Annotated in this window: 18 protein-coding genes; 3 read left to right on the plus strand and 15 right to left on the minus strand. The window is 41.8% G+C overall.

All coding sequences use genetic code 11. The features are described 5' to 3' along the window. Positions 1 to 61 precede the first annotated feature (61 nt). The 9 genes from PMAL9190_RS14490 to hemL all read right to left on the minus strand — a co-directional run bounded on the left by PMAL9190_RS14490 (position 62) and on the right by hemL (position 14,252). Positions 62 to 1,057: an ABC transporter ATP-binding protein gene (locus PMAL9190_RS14490; RefSeq protein ID WP_087845810.1), complete on the minus strand. Its 996-nt coding sequence runs from the start codon at positions 1,055 to 1,057 to the stop codon at positions 62 to 64. Positions 1,058 to 1,099: 42 nt separating this feature from the next. Next, complete coding sequence (locus tag PMAL9190_RS14495; RefSeq protein ID WP_087845811.1) at positions 1,100 to 2,074, minus strand: ABC transporter ATP-binding protein; 975 nt, start codon at positions 2,072 to 2,074, stop codon at positions 1,100 to 1,102. Then, positions 2,074 to 3,102 (minus strand): ABC transporter permease, encoded by a 1,029-nt coding sequence (locus PMAL9190_RS14500; RefSeq protein ID WP_087845812.1) that lies wholly within the window; start codon positions 3,100 to 3,102, stop codon positions 2,074 to 2,076. Before PMAL9190_RS14500 ends, PMAL9190_RS14495 begins: the two co-directional genes overlap by 1 nt. 2 nt (positions 3,103 to 3,104) lie before the next feature. Then, entirely contained in the window at positions 3,105 to 4,091 is a 987-nt protein-coding gene (locus tag PMAL9190_RS14505) for an ABC transporter permease (protein ID WP_087845813.1), read from the minus strand. A 146-nt stretch (positions 4,092 to 4,237) separates the two neighbouring features. Continuing rightward, the gene (locus PMAL9190_RS14510; RefSeq protein ID WP_087845814.1) at positions 4,238 to 5,914 is read right to left on the minus strand and encodes an ABC transporter substrate-binding protein; all 1,677 of its coding nucleotides are present in this window, start codon (positions 5,912 to 5,914) and stop codon (positions 4,238 to 4,240) included. Between the two features lie 740 nt (positions 5,915 to 6,654). Continuing rightward, a complete protein-coding gene (locus PMAL9190_RS14515) occupies positions 6,655 to 10,032 on the minus strand; it encodes a response regulator (RefSeq protein ID WP_200813430.1) in 3,378 nt (1,125 codons plus the stop codon). A gap of 268 nt (positions 10,033 to 10,300) precedes the next feature. Next, on the minus strand, positions 10,301 to 11,320 hold the full coding sequence (gene rsmC / locus PMAL9190_RS14520; protein ID WP_087845815.1) for a 16S rRNA (guanine(1207)-N(2))-methyltransferase RsmC: 1,020 nt from the start codon (positions 11,318 to 11,320) through the stop codon (positions 10,301 to 10,303). Between the two features lie 158 nt (positions 11,321 to 11,478). Continuing rightward, positions 11,479 to 12,564 carry an AI-2E family transporter gene (locus PMAL9190_RS14525; RefSeq protein WP_087845816.1) on the minus strand — a complete coding sequence of 362 codons (1,086 nt, stop codon included), beginning with the start codon at positions 12,562 to 12,564 and terminating at the stop codon, positions 11,479 to 11,481. 383 nt (positions 12,565 to 12,947) lie between these two features. Beyond that, a complete protein-coding gene (hemL, locus tag PMAL9190_RS14530) occupies positions 12,948 to 14,252 on the minus strand; it encodes a glutamate-1-semialdehyde 2,1-aminomutase (protein ID WP_087845817.1) in 1,305 nt (434 codons plus the stop codon). A gap of 346 nt (positions 14,253 to 14,598) precedes the next feature. Between hemL and clcA the strand changes: the two genes are divergently transcribed. Next, positions 14,599 to 15,987 (plus strand): H(+)/Cl(-) exchange transporter ClcA, encoded by a 1,389-nt coding sequence (gene clcA, locus PMAL9190_RS14535; RefSeq protein ID WP_370738776.1) that lies wholly within the window; start codon positions 14,599 to 14,601, stop codon positions 15,985 to 15,987. Between the two features lie 62 nt (positions 15,988 to 16,049). Then, entirely contained in the window at positions 16,050 to 16,391 is a 342-nt protein-coding gene (gene erpA, locus PMAL9190_RS14540; RefSeq protein WP_087845819.1) for an iron-sulfur cluster insertion protein ErpA, read from the plus strand. A 73-nt stretch (positions 16,392 to 16,464) separates the two neighbouring features. On the opposite strand, the gene PMAL9190_RS14545 is transcribed toward erpA, so the two are convergent. Beyond that, a complete protein-coding gene (locus tag PMAL9190_RS14545) occupies positions 16,465 to 17,760 on the minus strand; it encodes a peptidoglycan DD-metalloendopeptidase family protein (protein ID WP_370738775.1) in 1,296 nt (431 codons plus the stop codon). A gap of 321 nt (positions 17,761 to 18,081) precedes the next feature. Between PMAL9190_RS14545 and PMAL9190_RS14550 the strand changes: the two genes are divergently transcribed. Next, entirely contained in the window at positions 18,082 to 18,702 is a 621-nt protein-coding gene (locus tag PMAL9190_RS14550) for a DedA family protein (protein WP_087845821.1), read from the plus strand. A gap of 93 nt (positions 18,703 to 18,795) precedes the next feature. Here PMAL9190_RS14550 and PMAL9190_RS14555 read toward each other — a convergent pair whose 3' ends face one another. The 5 genes from PMAL9190_RS14555 to PMAL9190_RS14575 all read right to left on the minus strand — a co-directional run bounded on the left by PMAL9190_RS14555 (position 18,796) and on the right by PMAL9190_RS14575 (position 23,641). After that, positions 18,796 to 19,407, minus strand: coding sequence for a TRIC cation channel family protein (locus tag PMAL9190_RS14555; RefSeq protein WP_087845822.1), 612 nt, complete (start codon positions 19,405 to 19,407; stop codon positions 18,796 to 18,798). A gap of 125 nt (positions 19,408 to 19,532) precedes the next feature. Then, positions 19,533 to 20,369: a vitamin B12 ABC transporter substrate-binding protein BtuF gene (btuF, locus tag PMAL9190_RS14560; RefSeq protein ID WP_087845823.1), complete on the minus strand. Its 837-nt coding sequence runs from the start codon at positions 20,367 to 20,369 to the stop codon at positions 19,533 to 19,535. Then, positions 20,369 to 21,331, minus strand: coding sequence for a cobalamin biosynthesis family protein (locus tag PMAL9190_RS14565; RefSeq protein WP_087845824.1), 963 nt, complete (start codon positions 21,329 to 21,331; stop codon positions 20,369 to 20,371). The genes btuF and PMAL9190_RS14565 overlap by 1 nt, the downstream gene beginning before the upstream one ends. 26 nt (positions 21,332 to 21,357) lie before the next feature. Beyond that, positions 21,358 to 22,056: a 5'-methylthioadenosine/S-adenosylhomocysteine nucleosidase gene (mtnN, locus tag PMAL9190_RS14570; RefSeq protein WP_087821557.1), complete on the minus strand. Its 699-nt coding sequence runs from the start codon at positions 22,054 to 22,056 to the stop codon at positions 21,358 to 21,360. A gap of 175 nt (positions 22,057 to 22,231) precedes the next feature. After that, positions 22,232 to 23,641, minus strand: coding sequence for a glutamate synthase small subunit GltD family protein (locus tag PMAL9190_RS14575; protein WP_087845825.1), 1,410 nt, complete (start codon positions 23,639 to 23,641; stop codon positions 22,232 to 22,234).

A 23,641-nucleotide genomic window follows, 5' to 3' on the forward strand; every position in this document is an offset into this window, starting at 1 on the left:
ACATGGAAATAAAAGTAAACGTGTTATTGATGCTAAATTTTTATAACGTTGGCTTTATTACTTAGTTTTCGTATAAGTAACAACGCACAAAGTGGTTGTCAGATAATTGAGTAACGGCTGGCAATTTCTCACGACATTTATCTGTTGCTTGCATACAACGACCAGCAAATGGACAGCCAAAGCTTTCAGGCGTCCATAACGGAATTTCACCTTTATTACCTTTTAGTTTGGTATGGATCGATTTGCTTGGATCCGGTACCGCTGACACTAAGAGTTGGGTGTATGGGTGCTGCGGATTATGAATGATCTCTTCCGTATCGCCCCACTCAACCATATGACCGACATACATAACCGCAAGATCTTCAGCAATATAACGAGCTGTTGCGATATCGTGAGTGATGTAAAGCAGCGCCATTTCACGCTCAAACTTCATCTCTTCCATTAAGTTAAGAACACCCGCACGAATCGATACATCAAGCATTGACGTTGGTTCATCAGCCAGTACCACTTCAGCGCCAACCGCAATGTTACGTGCTAAGTTGACACGCTGACGTTGACCACCTGAAAGCTGGTGCGGGAATTTTGCTGCAGTGGCTTTAGGTGGAATCAAACCCACTTGCTCAAGTAGGTTGTAAACCGTCTCTTCAAGCTCTTTTTTATTACCAGATGACACTTTATTGTGAATCAGTAATGGGCGCGCAATATGGTGAAAAATAGTATGAGTAGGGTTTAATGATCCAAACGGATCTTGCCATACCATTTGTACACCTTGACGGTATTTCATTACGTCATCACGGCTGTTAATGGTTTGAATGTCACGTCCGTAATATTCAATATGGCCGCCACTTGGTGCGTACATTTTTGCGATCATTTTAGCTGTGGTTGATTTACCAGAGCCTGATTCGCCAACCACAGCTAAGCCACGGCTTTTGTACATTTTGAAAGACACATCGTTAATCGCACGCATCTTTGATTTTTTAAGTGAGTTACTGTTTACCGAGAAATCTTTAATAAGATTTTTACCTTCGATAATCGGTGTTCCAACAGGCTTGCTCATAGTGTCTCCTAAATACTGCCTATAGAATGCGGTGTGTTGCTACTAGTTACCGGTATTGGTAAATAGGTGGCAGTTTGATAAACGTCCTGGTTCAATTTGGCTTAACTGAGTTGGCGTGCTAAAGCACGCTGGATGGGTTTTTCCACAGCGAGCTTGGAAGCGACAACCTTGTGGTATTTCAAGTAAGTTCAATGGATTACCTGGAATACCGGTTAAGCGTGTTTTAGGGCCTGTCAGTGGTGGGAATGAACTTCCCAAACCTTCTGTATATGGGTGGTACGGTGTTTCAAGAATTTGCTTTGATGGTGCCACTTCAATGAGTTCACCTGAATACATGATGCCGATACGATCTGAGAACTCGACCATCAGTGATAAGTCATGGGTGATAAATAAAATTGAGAAGCCAAACTCTTCTTTTAGTGCATAAATTTTTTGTAGAATTTCACGCTGAACCACTACATCAAGTGCTGTGGTTGGTTCATCCATGATGATCATTTTTGGATTCAGTGCTAACGCAATCGCGATAACTAAACGCTGACGCATACCGCCAGAGAACTGGTGTGGGTAATCACGTAAACGACTTGGGTGAATATCAACGATTTCCAATAAACCTTCAGCACGACGAATTGCTTGCTTACGGCTCATATTGGTGTGGCGCATGATCACATCACAAAATTGCTCTTCCATGGTTAAGACAGGATTCAAAGCGTTCATCGCACTTTGGAATACCATCGACATTTCACTCCAACGGAAAGCAGACATCGCCATATCGGTTTTCTTTAAAATGTCACCGTGACCATCAAAGAACACTTCACCACCGGTAATGAATGCTGGCGGCTTGTGCAGACGCATTAGTGAGAAAGCAACCGTTGATTTACCGCAACCAGATTCACCAGCTAGACCAAAAACTTCACCTTTACCAATGTCAAAGCTGACATTATTAACGGCACGGACATCGCCAGAATCAGTAATATAATCAACACATAAATTACGAATTGAGATTTGTGGATCAGTCATTATTTAGTCCCGCCTTCTAGTGCTGGTTGAGGCATAGCTTCAACCGGTTGTGCTTGTTTAGCGTTTTCTTTTGCAAGGTTTTTCCAACGACGCATGCCTTTATGAGAACGTAACTGTGGGTTAGCTATCTCATCGACAGCGAAGTTAAGCATAGCAAGGCCAATAGCGATAAATATCAATGCAAAACATGGAGCTAGTACTTCCCACCATGCGCCAATTAGCATTGAAGATGAGGTTTGTACGTTGTAAAGCATCACACCCCAGCTAATGCCGTTTGGATCGCCTAGACCTAAGAAAGATAATGTTGCTTCAACGTTAATCGCATACATTACTGAACCAATGAAACTTGCACCTACGATAGAGATAAGGTTAGGAAGAATCTCAACGAAAATGATACGAGGAGAGGATTCGCCTAATACTTCAGCCGCTTTTACAAACTCTTTTTCTCTGATTGATAACGTTTGTGCACGTACTACACGTGCGCCCCATGCCCAGGAGGTGACCGCAATAACGATGGCTATTGTGAGAGGACCTGCTTGGCCTACAAAGGCTGCAATAACAAATAGAATTGGAAGTTGTGGCATTACCAGCATGATGTTCATACAGGCGGTGAGGAATTCATCGACTTTACCGCCGAAGTAACCCGCTGAAATACCGATAATGGTTGCTAAGAAACACACTAATAGACCAGCACCAAAACCAACCGCTAATGAAGTACGAGCGCCGTAAACAAGTTGTGACCAGATATCACGACCCATACGCGATGTACCTAAAACGTGATCAGCATCTTTTGACATCAATAACGTACGCTTGTTAGTGGCTAAGTTTTTCGCAATCCAACCATCAGGATTATCCTGCGCTGCTTTTACAACAAAAGCAGGGTATTCATGTGGATTACCAGTTCTTTTATCTGGAGTATATTGAGTCAGTAATGGTGCAAACACTGCCGTCAAAATAAAGATAACAATAATGCTAAGACCAAACATTGCTTTAGGGTTGCTAGATAGCAATTTAAATAAGGCTTTCATGATTACTTGCCTCCTTTACGTAGACGAGGGTCTAGCGCAACGATTAGGATGTCGGCCATAAAGTTAAAGAACAACATAAACATAGTCATAATTAATAACTGACCTTGTAGTACTTGGTAATCACGCGCATGGATTGCGTTTAGCATTACTGTTCCCAGACCTGGATAGTTGAAAATCATTTCGATAATAAGCTGACCACCGATAGCCATACCTAATGCCATCGATAATGCGGTTACACTTGGTAGCATCGCGTTACGTGCTGCATAGTTGAATACCACACGGTTTTCACTTAGGCCTTTTCCTTTTGCCATGGTGATGTAGTCTTCATTTAGCAGGTTAATCATGTTGTTACGCATGCCAATTAGAAAGCCGCCAATCTGAATAATAGTGGCACAGAAGAGAGGTAGGGCGGCGTGGTAAAGTACATTCTGATAGAACGCTAAGCTGCTCCAATCTGGGACAACGCCTGCTGTGTAGGCATTACCTGTTGGGAACCACTTTAAGCCGATAGCAAAGGTAAACATCACTAGCATCGCGATTACAACTGGTGGAACGGCTTGAATAACTAACATCCCTGGAGAGATAAAAGTATCGTAGCTACTGCCACGCTTCCATGCTGCGAAAATACCAAATACTGAACCGACACAGAATGAAAGAATTACAGCAGAACCTGCTAGGAATAGTGACCAGCCAATTGCGCCTGCTAATAAATCATTCACTGATAATGGGTAAAATTTAATTGAAGTACCAAGGTTCCACGTAAATACGTTGGCTAAATACGAAAAGTATTGCTCGTAAAGTGGACCATCAACAAAGCCAAGTAGCTTTTTCATAGCTTCAATACGCTCAGGGGTTACCTGGGCAGTTGCGTTTGCGAACATCATGGTAACGGGGTCACCTGGCATCGCACGCGGAAGAATAAAGTTTAGCGTTGCCGCGAAAATTAGCGCGATAAAATAAAACGATAAACGACGTAAAAAGAATCCCATAACTCACACCTTACACATCCAGCTTGCCTTCCTGAGCTGAATTCAGGACGTAAAACCCCCTGACGCAAGCGTCATACCTTTGATTGCAAAAAGGATTAGAGGGAAGAGGCGGTGCACAAGGCGTGCACCGCAAATTTAAGCAGAAATTACGCTTTTGGTTTTAGATCCAGTACTTGAAGTAGACGCTCTTGAACACCAGCCCATACCATTGGACGGCCTTTAGGGTTCTTCTCGTTCCACCAACCAGTGAAGCGACCTTCATTGTATTGGAAGTTGTTAGCACCAGAAATTACTGGAATAGTAATTTGGTTCTCAGCAATGATTTTCTGAATGCTATGAGCAATCTTCATTTGCTCACCTTTATCAGCAGTCTTGTAGAAGCTGTCTAGCAACGAATCTAGCTGTGCATTTTTAAAGTAGTGCATAGCGAAACGTGGCATACCATCACCTTGCTGTAGACGTGAGTTGTACGCACTGTCCCAGTATAGGTGTGGATCTGCACCGTGGAAGTAGTTAGTAAACGCTACATCGTAAGTGCCTTCTAGCATTGCTTGGTTGTAAACAGCAAAGTCAGGAGTACGTGCTTTCGCATTGATACCTGCTTCTTGAAGCTGTTCAACACCTAGCTGTACGGTGTTGTTGAAGTCAGTCCAACCGTTTGGAGATTGAACTTCAAGCTCGATCTTCTCACCTTTTGGAGATTCAACAAATCCGTCACCATCTAGATCTTTAAAGCCAGCTTTAGCAAGAAGATCTTTAGCGCCTTTCACATTGTAAGTGTTGTAAGGCTTGTACTTATTGTGTGTTGCTTCGTCAGACCATGACTTGAAGCTATCGCCTAGGCCAGATGCGTAATCGTTCGGAGTACCCGCACCGTAGAACGCGATGTCGATGATAGTTTGACGGTCAATTGCCATAGAGAATGCACGACGGAAGTCAACATTGTTGATTGCTTCGTTGTTACCCGCTTTTGGCGACTTATAGTTCAGCATGAATGCCATCGTACCAGCAGCAGGGTACCAGTATTTGTGATTAGGATTTGCTGCAGCATAAGTACTGTCGATGTCAGGAATGAACGATGATGTCCAATCTAACTCAGAGTTGATGATCTTAGTTAGTAGTTGGTCATTGTTAGCGATTTGAGGAACACGTAAACAATCAACTTCTAGGTTGGCGTTATCCCAGTAATTAGGGTTACGACATTGAACGTAAAGTTGCGGAGTAAATGTCTCGATCTCTGTAAATGGACCAGTACCTACTGGGTTTTCGTTAGTGAAGGTTGTTGGGTTCTTCACTTTGCTCCAAATGTGCTTAGGAACAACGGGTACTTTAGCAATTTCAAACGGTACGTTTGAGTTAGCAGCTGTTAGTGCAAAGATAACCTTGTTACCGTCTTGCTTAACAGATTTAACCCACTTGTTGATACCGATTTGGTCAAGTTCTGGTTTGTCTTTTACTAGCTCAAAAGAGTAAACAACATCTTCAGCTGTAAAAGGTTTACCGTCAGACCATTTTACGCCATCACGGATTTCAAACGTAACATTCATTAGGTCGTCAGACATGTAGTAGTCTTTCGCCAAACGCATAACTGGCTCGTTACCGTGCATTTGGTTAAAGATAACCAATGGCTCATAAACGAATTCAGTTGTAGTACGAAGGTTTGTTGCTAAAAACGGGTTAAAGTTACGTACCATTGTAGGGTAAAAATCCGGTACGATTGTTAGCTGGCTTTTTTCTGATGCAGTTGCAACGGGTGCTGTAAAAGCGGTCGCTGCTGCAACAACTGCAAGTGCTAACTTAGTTTTGTTAATATTGGCAAGCATAGCTGTTCCTTACTCTTAGCTCTGTTTCACTAATGGAAATAAAAGTTGGCTCCGTCATTGGAGCGCTTCAAACCTACTTCATCGGAACTGAGTAACGCTGAACCGTTGAATGGCCTTGTAGGTTCTCAGTGGCTTCAATATTGGCTGGATTGGCTTAATCGTCAATGTGGTCGCCCGTTAAAAACGTCAAAATAATTAATGTTGTCGTTAAAAACGTTAATTTCGGTGTTTTAGTTGATTGAGTGTTTAGTAAATAGCGTGGTTAACGTCACAAACAGGTTTTGCTGTTACATTGGTTACGTTAGTGGTTACTTCTTTTTAGTTGTTGTTTAATTAGGTTTTTTTTTGGACTTTTTACTTGTGTGATGTAACGCATGCTGATTTTTGCTGTTATTTTTATACGGAAAATTTACCGTGTTAGTTTGTTGTGATTCGGTTCTCATAAACTAAAAGAAATTATTTTGACGCTGTTTGAACGCTATTTTTTGATAGATATGGTTTAATTTTAACCACAATGATAGTGTGATCTTGATCAGTGATATGAATTTTAAGGTGATTATTTCGAGTATTAAAAAAGTGTCTGAGTGTGATTGTCGTTGTCTTTTGTTGAGCCGAAGAGAGGCCTGTATTAAGCGTCGTTACCATAGGTTAGTACGATAGTTACGGCGAATAAAATAAACTCAGTGCATAAAAAAAGGCCCTATTAGGACCTTTTTTGTATCACTATTTAATATGTCGGCTTAACCATGGCTGATAATGTGGTGTAGTTTGTCACGCATGACCACCAGTTCTTGACGGGCTGTATTTGATTGTGGGCAGCGCTCCAATACATAATCAATGGTATTTATAACGGTGCGCCAGCGCGGCGTTTTAGGCAAGGTTTCAAGCTGGAGGTATTTATCTAATGTTCGCGTTTGAAGAGTACTGCGATCTAAATAAACGCGCCATAAACCACTTTCTTCAGCTAATTCAAACTTACTTTTATGAGATTCTGCTTCCCAAAATAGTAAGGCGGCTTTCATTGAATCGACTAATAACTGGCGAATTATTTCGGTTTTATTGTGTTCACCATCACCTAACTTATCGGCTAAGCGAGTAAACTCTCCACCCAGCTCGCGTAACTGCTGAAGATTGTTTTTGTCGCCATTGAAGGCAAATTCAGACAGTACATCAATTGCATTTTCAAGCAAATTAATACGATGATCGGCTGAAGGGCCCTGACTATCAAAGACAAACATTTGCTTGAGTCCAGACTCAATGGGTAAATTAATAACGGCGGTCATTAATTGTTGCTGTTGATCGCCAATATAATAATTTAACAGACCATTAAAGTGATGATTATCTGTGGCTGTAATCGGCAGTGGTGTTGCCAGTATATCGTCAATGGTATAACGCTCAAGTAGCTCTGGCGCACGTTTAAATAGTTTGCCTGCAGCACCATTGGCATATCTAATTCTGCCTTCATTTTGAACACATATAATTGCTTCGTTGGTTGAATCTAATAACCCTAGTAAGCGACTTTGGGTTTCAATCAAGCCAATCTCAACTTGTTCACGTCGATGGATCTCTTGCTCTAATGCGTGGTTTTTCTGGCGTTCAATTTCTGTTTTACCCGCTTGAAGGTAAGCACGAATACGAGCAATAAGTTCTTCTTTATTAAACGGTTTAGTTAAATAGTCATTGGCGCCGCATTCAAAGCCTTTTAAGCGGTCTTGTACTTGTCCAAGTGCTGATAACATAATGATTGGCAAAGCTAATAGTGAGTAATCTTTGCGCAGTGTTGTACACACCTCATAGCCACTCATTTCAGGCATCATAATATCTAGCAAAACCAGATCGGGTTGTTGTTCAGCAATTAAAGCTAATGCTTGAGCGCCACTTTCTGCAGTTTGCACTCGATAGCCAGCAAGACGTAAGAAGTTAGTCAATATTTGTAAGTTAACTGGCTCGTCATCAACCACTAATAACCGTTCACCATCTGGATTTTCAGGTAAGTCTGACGGATCATAATTAGCCGCATTTAATAATGGTGCTTTAAAATGATTATTATTAGGATTTGCCGCCATTGCTGCAATTTGATTGGCATTGGCTAAGTTAAGCGTGAAACTAAAGGTGGTTCCGACCATTGTTTGGCTACTGACGTACAAGCGCCCACCCATTAATTCGATTAACTGGCGACTAATAGAGAGTCCAAGTCCTGCTCCTTGACGGTAATTTGCCGTTCCGGTGTTAGCTTGAATTAATGGTTCAAAGATATGTTCTAGTTGCTCGCTTGGAATCCCTTGTCCAGTATCAACCACTTGAATACGTAATTGATGCTCTAATACTGTTGCCGATAAAATGATTTTACCTTCAGAGGTGTATTTGATCGCATTGCCAACCAGGTTATATAGCACTTGCTCTAAGCGTTGCTCATCGGCATCAACTAAGGGCAGATCTGCTGGAATTTGATTAATAATGCGAATCGGTTTATTTCCCAATAAATGGCTTGATAACTCTAGCACTAATCGAATCGCAACCGACATATCAACCGCTTGATGATTAATAACTAGATCACCATAACGCATCTTATGATAATCAAGTAGGTCATCGACCAAGGTCGTTAAGCGCTGACCACTGTTAATGATCATCTCTAACTGACGTCGTTGTGGCTCATGTAAGGCGCCATTAGCTCCTGCTAATAAAGATTCTGCAATACCGACCATGCCATGCAGTGGAGTGCGTAATTCATGTGATGTTGTGGCTAGAAACTCATCTTTCATTTTATCTGCGGTTTGCAGCTCATTATTTTGTTGGCGAATAACCATCAGATTTTGTTCTAATTCTTTATTTTGCTGGCGAATAAGGCCTATTTTTTCGTGAATGGAGCGCTGCATACGCGCAAAACTGATCGCTAAGCGCCCAATTTCATCTTGGCGTTCAGTACCATCAATTTTTTGTTCTAAATCACCACCAGATGCTTTTTCAGCCGCCCAGGTTAAGCGTAACAATGGCGCCGTAATCGAGTTTGATAGCCAATGTGAAGTAATGATCACCAAAATAATTGCGGTTACCATTGCTGCGACAAAGATTTTCTCAAGTTCAAAGATACGCGCAAATGCTTCTTTTTCTGGTAATTCCACCACCAATGCCCAGTGATTACCAAGAATATTTAGCGGTGAAAAAGCGCCTAATACAGGGATATTATCGTAGTTGATAAAACTACCAATGCCTGATTGTCCTGCTAAAGCTTGATCAATACTTTGGCTTTGAAGTTGAGACGGTAATTTTGCATTAGACTCAAACCGAAGTTGGTGATCACTACCCACTAAGAGTGTTTGAATATACTTAGTATTATCTTTAATTAATTCAGTGACTTTTTTATTACTTAATTCCATAAACACATAGCTGTGTAAGTAACCTTGCTGAATAATCGGGGCTGCAAACCAAGCGGTGGTATCATTATTATGGCTATTGCTACTGAAGTCAGTAAACACGACAGGCACTTGTTCAGGGCTATGTTGTGTTTGTTCTGTTTTCGCTTTGATGGCTTTAAATGTTTGCTGTAAGGCAAGATGGGTGTTGTCTTTAGCTAATAAATTGATACCAAAAAGCTGGTGGTTTTTGACTGAATAAACCACATCACCAGAGATATCGACTAACATAATATCTTTGAAATCAGAGCGTTTAAGATATTCATTATAAACAGCATTATAACGCTTAAACATTAACCGATAACGCTCATGACCAATATAACCACTGTCAGCTGTTTGATCACTTTTGGTGGTTAAGGTTAAATTAAAATAATTAGCGCGACCTTGTGCGTCGAGTTGGGAATCAATATTACCAAGTTGATGGAATGCGCCAACTAAGCCATAAAAACGCCCACCACTATTATTGGATAGTTCTGAGCGGGCAAAACTCTTAACTTCAGACTCTTTAGCGGTAAAAAAACTTTGAAGTTGTTTTTGTTTATTGTCACGCAATGAGGCGAGATGATTGATACTTTGTTCGGCTAAATCTTTAGTGTGTGAATTAAGAAAATAGAGTGCCGACAATATCAATGGGGTGATACTGAGAACTAAAAAAGCCAGCATTAGTGTGTGCTGAAGACGTTTGAAGCGTTGAGTATTCTGCATTCCGGTGCCTGAATAAAAAGGTGTATTTACGGTTTTAACGGCAATAAATGCCACGTTAAAATAACCATTAAGATTTTAACGATGGTCCTTTATCGTTTTAACTCAATGTGATGAATTACAGCGTTTATACTATATTTTTATTATGAATCAAGTTACTAGAAATAGAATCGTGTCAAAAGGCACACAATTAACAAATTTGACGTCATAAAAAAGGGCAGTATTGACTGCCCTTTATAAAATTCAAATATTGCTTATAAGTTGTTGTTATCTATTTTTTAGCGCTATAAACATTGAATTTATTTGTACGAGAACTAATGTCACACTGGCCAAGACTGGCTTCAATCAAGGGTGGATATTGTAGAAAACAGTTAGCCACAATCACTAATTCACCACCTTGAGCTAAATAATCAGGCGCTTGATTAATAAACGTTTCAGTAGCGGTATAAAATGTTTTTAGACCAGCATGAAAAGGTGGATTACTGATTAAATATTGGTAAGGGCCATTAATGTTTTTATAGACATCAGTAGCAATAAAATTAGCCTTGAGTTGATTAACTTTAAAGGTTTCTTTAGCTGATTCAATCGCTAGTGCGCTGATATCACACACATCAAGTTCGATCTGTGGGTATTTGGCTTTCATTACCGCACCAATAACACCTGCACCGCAACCAAAATCAAGTACACGGCCATTAAGTGTTGGTAAGTTATTTAGCAGTAGCTCTGAGCCTTTATCAAATTCACCATGGCTAAATACGCCAGGCAGTGAACGCACCGTAAGATTGACACCTGCAATACTGATCGGGTAGCTGCGGAACCATTTATTGATATCAAATGTAGCTGCAGGTGTATCGCAACGTCCCCAGTAAAAGCTACAACGACGGGCGGAGTCATATTTGGTTAATGGGCCGTATTGAGCAAACATTTTTTCTGCGCTGCGAACACCACTGCGGTTTTCACCTACAATACAGACTTCGACACCAGCCGCAAATTTGCTCAATAACATCGACAATAAATAATCAGCTTCTGCTTTTGCTTTGGGCCAAAAAAGCAAAATCATATCAATATCTAATTCTGCATTAAGTTCAGCGCCAAAATGACAGTCAATTGCTTGGTGGTGTTCAATATCACCGACGTAACCGTAATTGGTGGTAAATACGGTTACCGATTGTGCTATTGGAAGTAATTCTGAGGCAAAAGTATCGTTTAGTTCACCAGCAATAAGGACTTTACGGTTTTCAAAAAACGCAGATTGACGAGCAACCACTTGGCTCGCAGCGGAATAAGACATGTAACTGGCCTCAAAATAGACATCATGGTTCAGGAACGCGGATTGTTCCATAAATAGTGACAGATGGAAAGTCACTGGCTGTAGAACAGTAATAATCCTCATTGGCCGTTATTACCATCGCTAATAATAACGGCCTGTTAGACGGTGATTAGTGAGGATTAGTTATTATCTTGTTGTTCAAGGAAGGATTGAAACTCAACCTCATACATTTTAAACAGCACTAAAGTAACCCCGAAAATGATAGGGCCATAGATCATGCCAATTAGGCCAAATAACTGAATACCACCGATGATTGAAAAGAAGATCAACAGGGTGTTCATACTTGAACTGCCCTGCATCAGTAATGGACGGACGATGTTATCGATAGAGCCGACAACAATTACCCCCCAACAAGCAAGGAACAGTGCCCATTGCCAATCACCAATTAGCAGTAAATACAACGAGGCTGGTAGCCAAATTAAGGCGGTGCCGACGACAGGAATTAATGATGCGAAAGCCATCATTGAGCCCCAGAATAGGCCAGGAAAACCACAGAGCCACATTGCAAATCCGCCAGCAACGCCTTGAGCGACGGCCGTTAAAAATGAACCAAGGACCGCTGACTTTGCGACTTGTTCTACTTCGTTCATTATTTCATCTTCTTGGCTGCGTGATAGTGGGATCACATGACGAATGGCCGCGATCATTTTATCGTTATCACGTAATAAGAAGAATAAGACAAATAGCATCATCATAAAATTAACTAAGATACTGGTTGCATCACCTAATATTTTAGCGCTGATATTGAATGCTTGAGATCCGACTTGTGATGCTGTTGTCGCTATTTTTTGAATAATGACCTGTGGATCAAAATCATGGAATGGTGAGTATTTATCAATAAACGCCAACGCCCGTTGCGCATCTGGATGTGCAAAGAGTGCTTTGGGACCACCACTGGTTAACCACTCATAACTTTCTTTAGATACTGTTGTACCTTGATGCACAATTGATGAAAACACCACTAAAAGAGGAATAACAATAATAACGGTCATAATCAGACATGACAGCATCGCAGCAGTATTTTCACGTGTTGGCATTTTAGCTAGTAGCCGTTTATGTAATGGTGCAAATAACAGTGAAATGATAAATGCTAATACAATCGGGCCAAGATAAGGTTCGATTAATTTATAACTGGCATAAGCTGCGACAATGAGTGCCGCAATCAGCATCCAGTGGCGTGGTTCTACCTTAAAGGGTTTAGACACGGTATTTATCCTTTTAAAATCGACCGCTAACAGTCACTCTCACTTTAATTGATAAAGATTATCATTATAATCATTAAGGTTGGTTTGATGATTATAGCCTTTATCGAGGAGATAACTTATGGGATGTTGTAATTGTGGTTGTGATGACAAAAAAAAACCTAAGCCGCCGTTAGTGCTAATTGTATTAGTTCTAGTTGCTGGACTTGCAGTCTATTTTTGGCAGTAAATATTCACTATATAGCATGCATTATTTATTGGTTTTATGATTAACCTAATAATAAACGGCTATCATAAAAAAAGGCCACAATCAGTGACCTTTTTTGCATCATAGCATTAATAAAATAATGTTTTTAACAACATTGTATTATTTATTTTAATTGGCGCTATTTCGCTTCAGCGGCAAGGGTTGCAAAGGCAAAATCAGCCGCTTCTAGCGTTGCGTTAATTTCTTTATCGTTATGTGCCAGTGAGGTAAAGCATGCCTCATAAGCCGAAGGGGCAAGATAAACACCTTTATCTAACATCAAATTAAAGAAACGCTTGAAGCGTTCAACGTCACACTTGGTCACATCTTCATAGCAAGTCACACTATCTTGATCAATAAAGAAGAAGCCAAACATTGCGCCAACTTGGTTAACTGCTAATGGAATCCCATGTTTTTCAGCTAATGCTTTAAAGCCGTCAGCTAAACGTTTAGTGGTATTTGCAAGGCGTTTTTCATTACCTTCTTCAGTTAATACGGTTAAGCATGCATGTCCAGCAGCCATAGCGACAGGGTTACCAGATAATGTACCAGCTTGGTATACAGGTCCTGTAGGCGCGACAAATTCCATTACTTCACGGCGACCACCAAATGCACCAACAGGCATGCCACCACCAATAATTTTACCTAAGGTTGTGATGTCAGGCTTGATATTGTAATAACCTTGAGCGCCGCCTTGTGAAACACGGAAGCCTGTCATTACTTCATCTAGAATTAATAATGCACCAAATTCATCACAAATATCACGTAAGCCTTCAAGGAAGCCCGGTAGCGGTGGAATACAGTTCATATTACCCGCAACTGGCTCTACGATAATACACGCGATTTGATCCGGTTGAGCCATAAATGCTTCGCGAACAGAGTTCAAATCGTTGTAGGTCGCAGTCAAAGTATGTTTGGCAAAATCAGCAGGAACACCTGGAGAGCTTGGTTGACCCAGAGTTAATGCACCAGAGCCTGCTTTTACTAATAGGCAATCAGCGTGGCCATGGTAACACCCTTCAAATTTAAGAATTTTGTCACGGCCAGTGAAACCTCGTGCAAGACGGATCGCACTCATGGTCGCTTCAGTGCCTGAACTTACCATGCGTACCATTTCCATTGAAGGCATCAATGTTGATACTAATTCAGCCATGGTGATTTCCATCGCTGTTGGCGCACCAAAACTTAAACCTTGCTGGGCTGCATCAATAACAGCATCACGAATAGCTGCATGGTTGTGCCCTAAAATCATTGGACCCCATGAGCCGACGTAATCGATATAGGCATTGCCATCAGCATCAAAGATATAAGCCCCATCGGCACGTTCAATAAATAATGGTGTACCACCAACGCCGGCAAAGGCACGCACAGGTGAATTGACACCACCTGGGATTTTTTGTTGTGCTTTAGCAAATAAATCAGCTGACTTGCTTGTTTTGCTCATATGAAATCCTATAAAAAAGTAAGGCGTTGATCCAATCCACAGAATTCTCTGTCCTAATCAAGCATAGGCGAGAGAAGTGTGGGGAGTGAAGCTGTCTTATTGTACCTAAAGTGGCGCGGAAGAGAGAGTCATTTTACGGTTTAAAATGAAGCAGAATCTAAACTGGTATGACTACAATTTGCGGAACAAGTCACAGTTGCAAAGCTATTTTTCAACATTAGCAGTGTAAATCATAACCACATTGGATTAGGCTATAATACTCATCCATCCTTATCTTCTGCGCTGTAATGGCGTTATCTTTATATAATACGGCTCTCTAATGACTGAAAAATCGCGCGGTCTTCATATGCCTTTCCATCTTCAACCGAGTGGGTTAGTTAGGCGTTTTTTGACCCAGGATAAAACCCCGGTATCTGTTCTGTTTCTTTCTGCTCTCGTCGGTATTCTTGCCGGTTTGGTCGGTACGCTATTTGAAATTGGTGTGCGATGGGTTAGTGAGCAACGAACTGTGTGGCTACGCGATGAAATTACTAGCGTGCTGCCATTATGGTTAGCCGCCTTCCTTGTTAGTGGTATCTTAGCGTTTATCGGTTATTTTTTAGTGTGTCGTTTTGCCCCTGAAGCGGGGGGCTCTGGTATTCCTGAGATTGAAGGTGCGATGGATGAAATGCGCCCTGTTCGCTGGTGGCGGGTTATTCCAGTGAAGTTCTTTGGTGGTTTAGGCGCGTTGGGCTCAGGCATGGTTTTAGGCCGTGAAGGACCGACAGTACAAATGGGCGGTAATATTGGTCGTATGATTTCCGATATTTTCCGTTTAAAAGATAAAGAAGGTCGTCACTCATTACTTGCTGCAGGTGCTGCTGGCGGTTTGGCTGCTGCGTTTAATGCCCCAATGGCGGGTATTATGTTTGTTATCGAAGAGATGCGGCCGCAATTTCGGTACAGTTTAATTTCGGTTAAATGTGTCATGATTTCGGCAATGATGTCGACGATTGTGTTTCGGTTTATTTCCGGCCAAAGTGCGGTTATTACCATGCCACAATATGATGCTCCGGCATTAACATCATTGTGGTTATTCTTGCTATTAGGGGTACTATTTGGTGGTTTTGGGGTTGTTTTCAACCGCTTAATTATTTTTACTCTCGATTGGTTTGTCAATATTCACCATAATAATCGTACTCGCTATTTAGTTACAGGTGGATTGCTAGGTGGCTGTTTCGGTCTATTATTACTGTATTTTCCAGAATTAACTGGCGGCGGTGTGTTTCTTATTCCACCGGCGACCAATGGTGATTACAGCTTAAATATGCTGTTACTGTTGTTTTTTGCGCGGATTGTGACAACATTATTGTGTTTTGGCTCGGGTGCTCCAGGGGGGATCTTTGCGCCAATGTTAGCATTAGGCACCCTGTTTGGTACGTTTTTTGGCACCGTGGCACTTGAAATGTATCCTCATTTAGGGATTGCACCGGGCTTATTTGCTATTGCTGGTATGGGAGCATTATTTGCAGCTACCGTGCGTGCTCCTATTACGGGTATTTTATTAGTTATCGAGATGACCAATAACTATCACCTCATTTTGCCATTAGTGGTAACAACATTAGGCGCAACCATGATGGCTCAAATGCTTGGTGGTCAGCCGATTTACTCCCAATTGCTTCACCGTACCATTAAAAAAGAAAAATTAGGCCACGATTCACCACATGATGCACCGGTTGAGACGGCTAATACTTGAACACAATAGTCAGGTATTAGATAATTAGCTTTAATTAATGGAAGTGTTTGAGAGGTTTTGTAATGAGCGATGTTAATTTGCCGCTGACTTTTTCTGATGTGGCTGCGAATAAAGTAAAAACGCTAATCGCTGAAGAAGAGAACCCAGAATTAAAACTACGAGTGTATATTACTGGTGGTGGTTGTAGTGGGTTTCAATATGGCTTTACCTTTGACGAGAAAGTCAATGATGGTGATATGACCATTGAAAACTGTGGTGTAACGTTAGTGGTTGATCCTATGAGCTTACAGTATTTAATCGGTGGTGTTGTTGATTATACTGAAGGCTTAGAAGGCTCACGTTTCTTTGTTAATAATCCAAATGCAACAACAACTTGTGGTTGTGGGGCATCATTTAGCGTCTAACGCGATGAGTTATTACCGCCATTAAAAAAGCCGTCAATGTGACGGCTTTTTTTGGTGGTAATATCAGTAAAAATTAGTGTTGCGGCAGTAAAATTGCATTTTGCGCTAATAAACTACTGTAGCTTGCTACTTGTCCAAGTTGTTGCTGTGCTTGTTGTTTAAATACCGTTTGCGCCGCTCCTGATAGTGAGTGCGCTTGAGGTAAGTCGACAGTACGCGGATTTTGATGCTTGCCATTGACTAAGAATTCATAATGTAAATGCGGGCCCGTTACGCGCCCTGTGCCACCGAGAGTACCAATGGTTTGCCCTTGCTTTACTCGTTGGCCGCTTTTTACCATGCGCTTGGTCATATGAAGGTATTTGGTCACATAGTGACCATTATGGCGAATGAAGACATAGTTACCATTAAACTTGTTATAACCCGATTGCATCACCACTCCATCACCTGCCGCCCAAATTGGAGTACCGACAGGAGCAACATAATCAGTACCACGGTGAGCTTTGACTTGTTTAGTTACTGGATGCAGGCGGCGCGGGTTAAAGTTTGAACTCACATAGCGAAAGTTAATCGGTGAGCGTAAAAATGCCTTACGCATCGCTTGGCCATTTTTATCATAATACTTACCGTCTTGATGACGTACGGCAGTAAAAGTTTGCCCCATATTGGTAAATGTCGCAGCAAGAATATCGCCGTGATCAATCGCATTTCCGTTGAGGTAATGTTGCTCAAACAGCACTTCAAACTTATCGCCGGCTCGAATATCAAGCGCAAAATCAATATCCCAGCCAAACAATGCTGCGATTTCCATGATTTGATTCGCGGTTAAGCCTGCTTTATCGGCGGCATTCCAAAAACTAGAATCAATTGTTGCTTGAGCATAGTTGGTTTGGGTTTCGATTTGTTGCTTATCAATTGAGGCCGTAAAATCATTCCCATCAGACGTGCGTTTTACCACTAAGGTTTCAATGTTGTTTAATGGTTGGTGTAATTCAATAAGCTGACCAGCATCATCAAAACCAAAATTGAGATTATCGCCAGGGCGTAACGAGGCTAGCTTTTTAGTATTATCACAGGTTGCAACAACTTGATGTAATAACACACTATCTAAGCCGACATTATCAAATGCGACCGCTAAGCTTTCACCATTTTTGATCGTGTGGGTTTTCCATGCCAATGCAGAATAAGGGGCTGGCTTTGTTGTTACTGCCGCAGTAGATGTTGAGGGTAAAACCAATGGATAATGTTGGCCTAGTTGATATGTCGGCTCATGTTTTGTTGGCGGCTCTGCATAAATATTAGGCGCCATAATTAAGGCAATCACTGCACTACTGATGACTCCGATCAGTATTTTATTTATTCTTGGCATACGGGGTAAGAAGCTTCCATTCATAACAGTATTAAAATAAATAATATTAAGTGTAACGAGTTTTAATATAAGCGGCTATTGAAGCCAATATATTCAGGATTGTTTTTTATAAATTTGTCGCAGCAAGCAACAATGGTCATTTTTACAACAAAATTTATATAATGTTATCGTCTTAAAATCATCACTCTTATCTACTGAGAGCCAGCTTTTTTTAATAAGTTCATTTCAGTAAGCTTAATTTTTAGCTTTGATCGTTAGGGTCTCTGCTAAATTCAGTCTATCATCACAAATTAATGTTCATTTTTCTGACATAGACTGGCCATGGAATCGATTCAACATATTATTACTGAACTCACGCCATTGCTGCAGCAGTATGGCTATTATATTTTAGCGCTGGCGATTGCAGTTGAAGGCATGGGGATTCCCGCGCCTGGACAGTCATTATTAGTGGTTGCGAGCTTATTAGCGGCATCGGGTAAAATGTCATTGCCAGCAGTGCTGATGGTCGGTTGGTGCGCGAGCTTTATTGGTAATAGCATTGGTTACTTTATAGGTCGTCAATTTGGACATGTGCTAACCCGAAAGCAATGGATTAAGCCTAAAACATTAACTAAGTTACATGGCTTTATTGATCGTTATGGCATGTTAGGGCTGATCATCAGTCGTTTTGTTGAAGGGATTAAACAATTTATGTGTATCGGGTGTGGTATTGCCGCGATGCCAGCAAAATTGTTTTTTACCGGTAACTTTTTAGCGGTGACAGTATGGTTACTTGTTTTTGGTGTTGCTCCAGCTTATTTACGTGATGAAGTTGCGCCTATGCTAGCGTTTTACCATAAGTATCAAACTCAATGTTGGATGGTGGTTGCAGTGATCGTTGTTGCAATTACCTGGCTGATTTACCGTCGATTTCAGCGTAGTCGAATTGCGATTGAAAAATAACCGTTGAATCAGCGGTAATAAAAAAACCGCCATGCTTGCACATAAAAGTGATGCGATGGCGGTTTTTTATTATCAAGCGCTTAGGCTATCTATTTAATTTCGCAGTACAAAAGTTGGTAGTGAAAGGTTCCAACGAATAGCGGCTAACCGAATCGATAAGGTGGTGATAATACCCATAATGGCAGCCATTGAAGGTAATACACCGAGTGTTAAACTTAGCGTGTGGACAATACCACCAATAATGCATGCTGTTGCATAAACTTCGGTGCGAAAGATCATCGGTACTTCGCGACCTAATACATCACGAATAACGCCGCCACCACAACCTGTAATCACGCCCATAATCACTGCAACTAATGGTGATGCGCCATAGCGTAACGATTTTTCGACCCCGATAGCAACGAATACGGCGAGTCCAATCGCATCAGCAACGGGCAGAAAATACCATGGCATTCGTCGTGGACGTTGAGTGGCAAGCATAGTGATAATACAGGTAATAAAAATCACCCATAAATAGTTAGTATCGTGAATCCAAAATACCGGTGTTGCCCCTAATGCCATATCTCGAATAGTACCGCCACCAATGGCTGTCACACTTGCAAGTACGACGACGCCAAACGGATCCATACGTAACCGCCCAGCCATGAGCACACCCGATGCGGCAAAAATTGCGGTGCCAAACATATCGAGAAAATAAATGAGCATCTCTGTACCTACAAGAATAAATGAAGTTGAGTAAAGCGGCTGAGATTGTACGAATTAATTCGCAACGCACAACAGCAATTAAATGCTTTGTGAAGTTATTCACAGGGATTATAACAATAATGTGATTAGTGATCGTCTCGTACTTGATTGAGTAACGCGCAGACTTGTTTAATCGCCAATAATGTTCGTGGTGTGGGTCGGTTTAACCAATTGGCGTTTAATTGATAAATATGATGTTGCTTAATCGCGGCTAATTGCTGTTGCCATGGAGCCCATAATTGCAGCGTCGTTGTTATTGGTTGCGGACTAAAGAGCACTTGAGGTTGACCAACGATGACCTGCTCTTGATTAACCTGAGGGTAGGCGACACGACTATTAGCAAAAATGTTTTCGCCACCACAAAAACTAAAGATTTGACTTGGCCAGCCACTGTCGGTGACCGTCATTAATGGGGTTGAGCCTAATTGATAAAAATAACGCACTTTAGATTTATTATGATTGGCTATTTTTAGTTGCTGTAATTGGTGGTTAAATGCCGCCGCCGCTTGAAGTGCGATTTGTGGCGAAGCTGCATATTGGCTTAGTTGTACTAATGTTTTTGGTATATCTGCCAATGTTTTTGGGTTTGAGTAAATGATCTTAATCCCCAATTGTTGTAAACGAGCAAGTTCACGGCTGGGGTTGCCACCTTGCCAGGCTAAAATCAAATCGGGTTTTAAGGCTAAGATCCGCTCCATTTTAAGGCCACGATAATTGGCAACCCGCTCCAGTTTTTTTGCCGCTGGTGGGTAATCACTATAAGCACTTGCTGCAATAAGTTTATCACCTAAACCAGCCGCATAAGCCATTTCAGTAGTATGGGGAGATAAACTGATAATACGTTGCGTTTGTTGCGCGAGAGTGGCTGCGGTAGTTGAAAAACTGGCACAGATCACCAGTATAAATAAAGCCAATAACCGCACTATAAAACTCCACCGAAAAAATATAATAATAAGCTTTCAACGATAATCCACGCATACAGTCGTTGTGTGATAAGTTGCTGGATTTGTGAAAGATGTAACGCAGCAGGAGCGATTCTCCCCCCCAGGCGTGGCCGTTGCATTTTTATATTATTATAAATTGCAGGGCCGCCCAGTGATAACGCCAGTTTGTGTCCTATGGCAACTAAAAGCCAACCTGGACCGGGTAAATGCCAATACTCACCTTGCTGACGTAAGCCCTGTATAACAGCGCGGCTATTATGACCGACACTGATCAATAACGCCAACAGCCGTAATGGAACGATATCAACGATGGCAGCAATGCGAATCGCAGGGTATCCAAACACGGCATATTGCGCCCGTGTTGGTGACCATGCGCGCGCAAGACTGATGGCTAATCGATATAAAATCGCCCCAATACCGCCGCCAATAGCATACCAAAATAACACTCCAACCACATGTCGACCGTAGCTTAAAATAATGGTTTCAGCACCCGCTTTCCCTAAACCCAGCAGTGAAAGTACAGCTGTATTACGATTAATATGGGGCGCGAGCAATTGGCGACAGTGGTTTTTATCGTGGCGATTATAGGCATGATTAAATTGACGGCTAAGATCGGCGGTATGATGCCAATCAAGGGCAAGCCATAACAGTGTCAATTGAAAGAGGGTTGAATACCAAACTAATTCATTGATAGCAATTAACAATACCAAGGCTGTTAACCACATTAAGGCCCATGCTAAATAGCCTGCTAATAGACGTTGTGAGTAGCTTTCATGAGGATGGTTGACGCGAGTGGCAATCAGTAATGCTAACCGCTGCCAAATACGTAAAGGGTGGAGCTGGTGTGGAATCGGCAATAACCAATGTAATAATAATGCTCCCCACAAAGCAAGTAGGGAGCTATTGGTTGTCAATGAGGCGATAAATGCCGAAGTTGTCATCAGTAGTTATCATCTCATTGATGTTATTAGTTTAACAATTCAACCATTTTAGCAACCATTACAGAAGAGCTTTGTGCTGCAAGTGGTAGGAACTCATCAAAGCTCATTGGTGATTCTTTGTCGGCAACATCAGAAATTGCGCGTACAACCACAAATGGCACTTTAAATTGGTGACAAGCTTGAGCAATCGCCGCAGCTTCCATTTCAACTGCAACGACGGTTGGGAAATGAGTACGAATAAAGTTTTGTTTTTCTGCTGAACATACAAATGCATCGCCAGTACAAATCAAACCACGTACCGCATGTGGTGGTTGTGGCAATGCTGCAAGTGCTTGCTCGGCAACAGACATTAATTTTTCGTCAGAAAGGAATGCTGCTGGTTGCTGTGCCATTTGACCAATTTCGTAACCAAATGCCGTTACGTCAGCATCGTGGTAACGTACTTCGGTAGAAATAACCACATCACCAACGTTTAGACTTGACTCAAAACCGCCCGCAGAGCCGGTGTTAATCACTACATCAGGCTGAAAAGATTCAAGTAAAACCGCAGTACCTACCGCTGCAGATACTTTACCAATACCTGATTGTAGTAAAGCAACGTCTGCACCGTTTAGTTTACCGGTATAGATAGTACACCCTGCTTTGTTATGTGTTTCGCAGTCAGTCAGTTGATCTTTAAGGATGGCAACTTCTTGTTCCATCGCGCCAATAATGCCGATTTTCATGAATGGTATCTCTTGTTGATGAGGGCACGAATAGTGCTGATATGATCAAGATTGTAGCATGAGCGATAATCATTATTCCAAAACTCTCGTGTCAACAGTATTAATCGTTGTAAATACACAGCAGATGCAAACTGCAACTGCTGTGTTGATTATGAACGGTGATGACGAAAGTGTTTTATAGGTCTAAATAATCAAGGATACCATCAGCGGCTTTGCGGCCTTCATCAATGGCTGTAACGACGAGATCAGAACCGCGTACCGCGTCACCGCCAGCAAAGATTTTAGGGTTGGTGGTTTGAAATGCAAACTCAGTGTCTGTGGCTCTAATACGTCCCCATTGATCGAGTTCAACATCATAAGGTGCCAGCCAAGGCATTGCATGAGGCTGAAAACCAAACGCCATGATCACCGCATCTGCTGCGAGTCGATGTTCAGTACCAGCAACGGGTTCTGGACGACGACGCCCCGCCGCATCTGCTGCGCCTAATGCGGTCTTCACTACATCAACGCCAATCACATTACCGTTATCATCAACCGCAATTGCTAATGGTTGTAGATTAAAAGCAAAGCTAACTCCTTCTTCACGGGCATTTTTCACTTCGCGTTTTGAACCTGGCATATTGGCTTCATCACGGCGGTAAGCACAAGTAACGGTTGTTGCCCCTTGACGAATTGAGGTACGGACACAGTCCATGGCGGTATCACCACCACCAAGTACAACTACATGTTTATTGTTCATATCGATAAACGGTTGCTGCTGCTCCAATTCCATCACTCGGTAAGTGTTAGAAATTAAAAATGGCAGTGCATCATACACACCGGTGGCATTTTCATTTTCCAGCCCTGCGCGCATGTTTTTGTAGGTGCCGACCCCTAAGAAAACCGCATCATAATCAGCCAGTAGCGTTTCAATACTGATATCTTTACCCACTTCAGTATTGAGGTGGAACTCAACCCCCATTTCAGTAAAGACACGGCGGCGATTGACCATAATGTCTTTTTCTAATTTAAATGACGGAATACCAAATGTGAGTAGACCACCAATTTCAGGGTAGCGGTCAAACACTACCGGTTTTACGCCATTACGAACCAGAACATCAGCACAAGAAAGTCCAGCAGGGCCAGCGCCAATGATGGCGACTTTTTTATCGGTTAATTCGACATTGGACATGTCAGGCTTCCAGCCCATTTCAAATGCTTTATCGGTAATGTATTTTTCAACATTACCAATAGTGACAGCACCAAAATCGTCATTAAGAGTACAGGCTCCTTCACATAAACGATCTTGCGGACATACACGACCACACACTTCTGGCAGGGTGTTGGTTTGGTGTGATAACTCAACCGCTTCAATAATACGGCCTTCATTGGCAAGTTTTAGCCATTGTGGAATGTAGTTATGTACTGGGCATTTCCATTCACAATAAGGGTTACCACAATCGAGGCAACGATCAGCCTGTGCAGCTGCTTGTTGCTCGGTAAACGGCTCATAGATTTCTATAAACTCGATTTTACGAATTTGGATTGCTTTTTTAGGTGGGTCGATACGTTCGACATCAATAAATTGGTAAACATTCTGGCTCAT

Origin of the sequence: Photobacterium malacitanum, assembly GCF_900185615.1 — a bacterium.
GTDB lineage: Bacteria > Pseudomonadota > Gammaproteobacteria > Enterobacterales > Vibrionaceae > Photobacterium > Photobacterium malacitanum.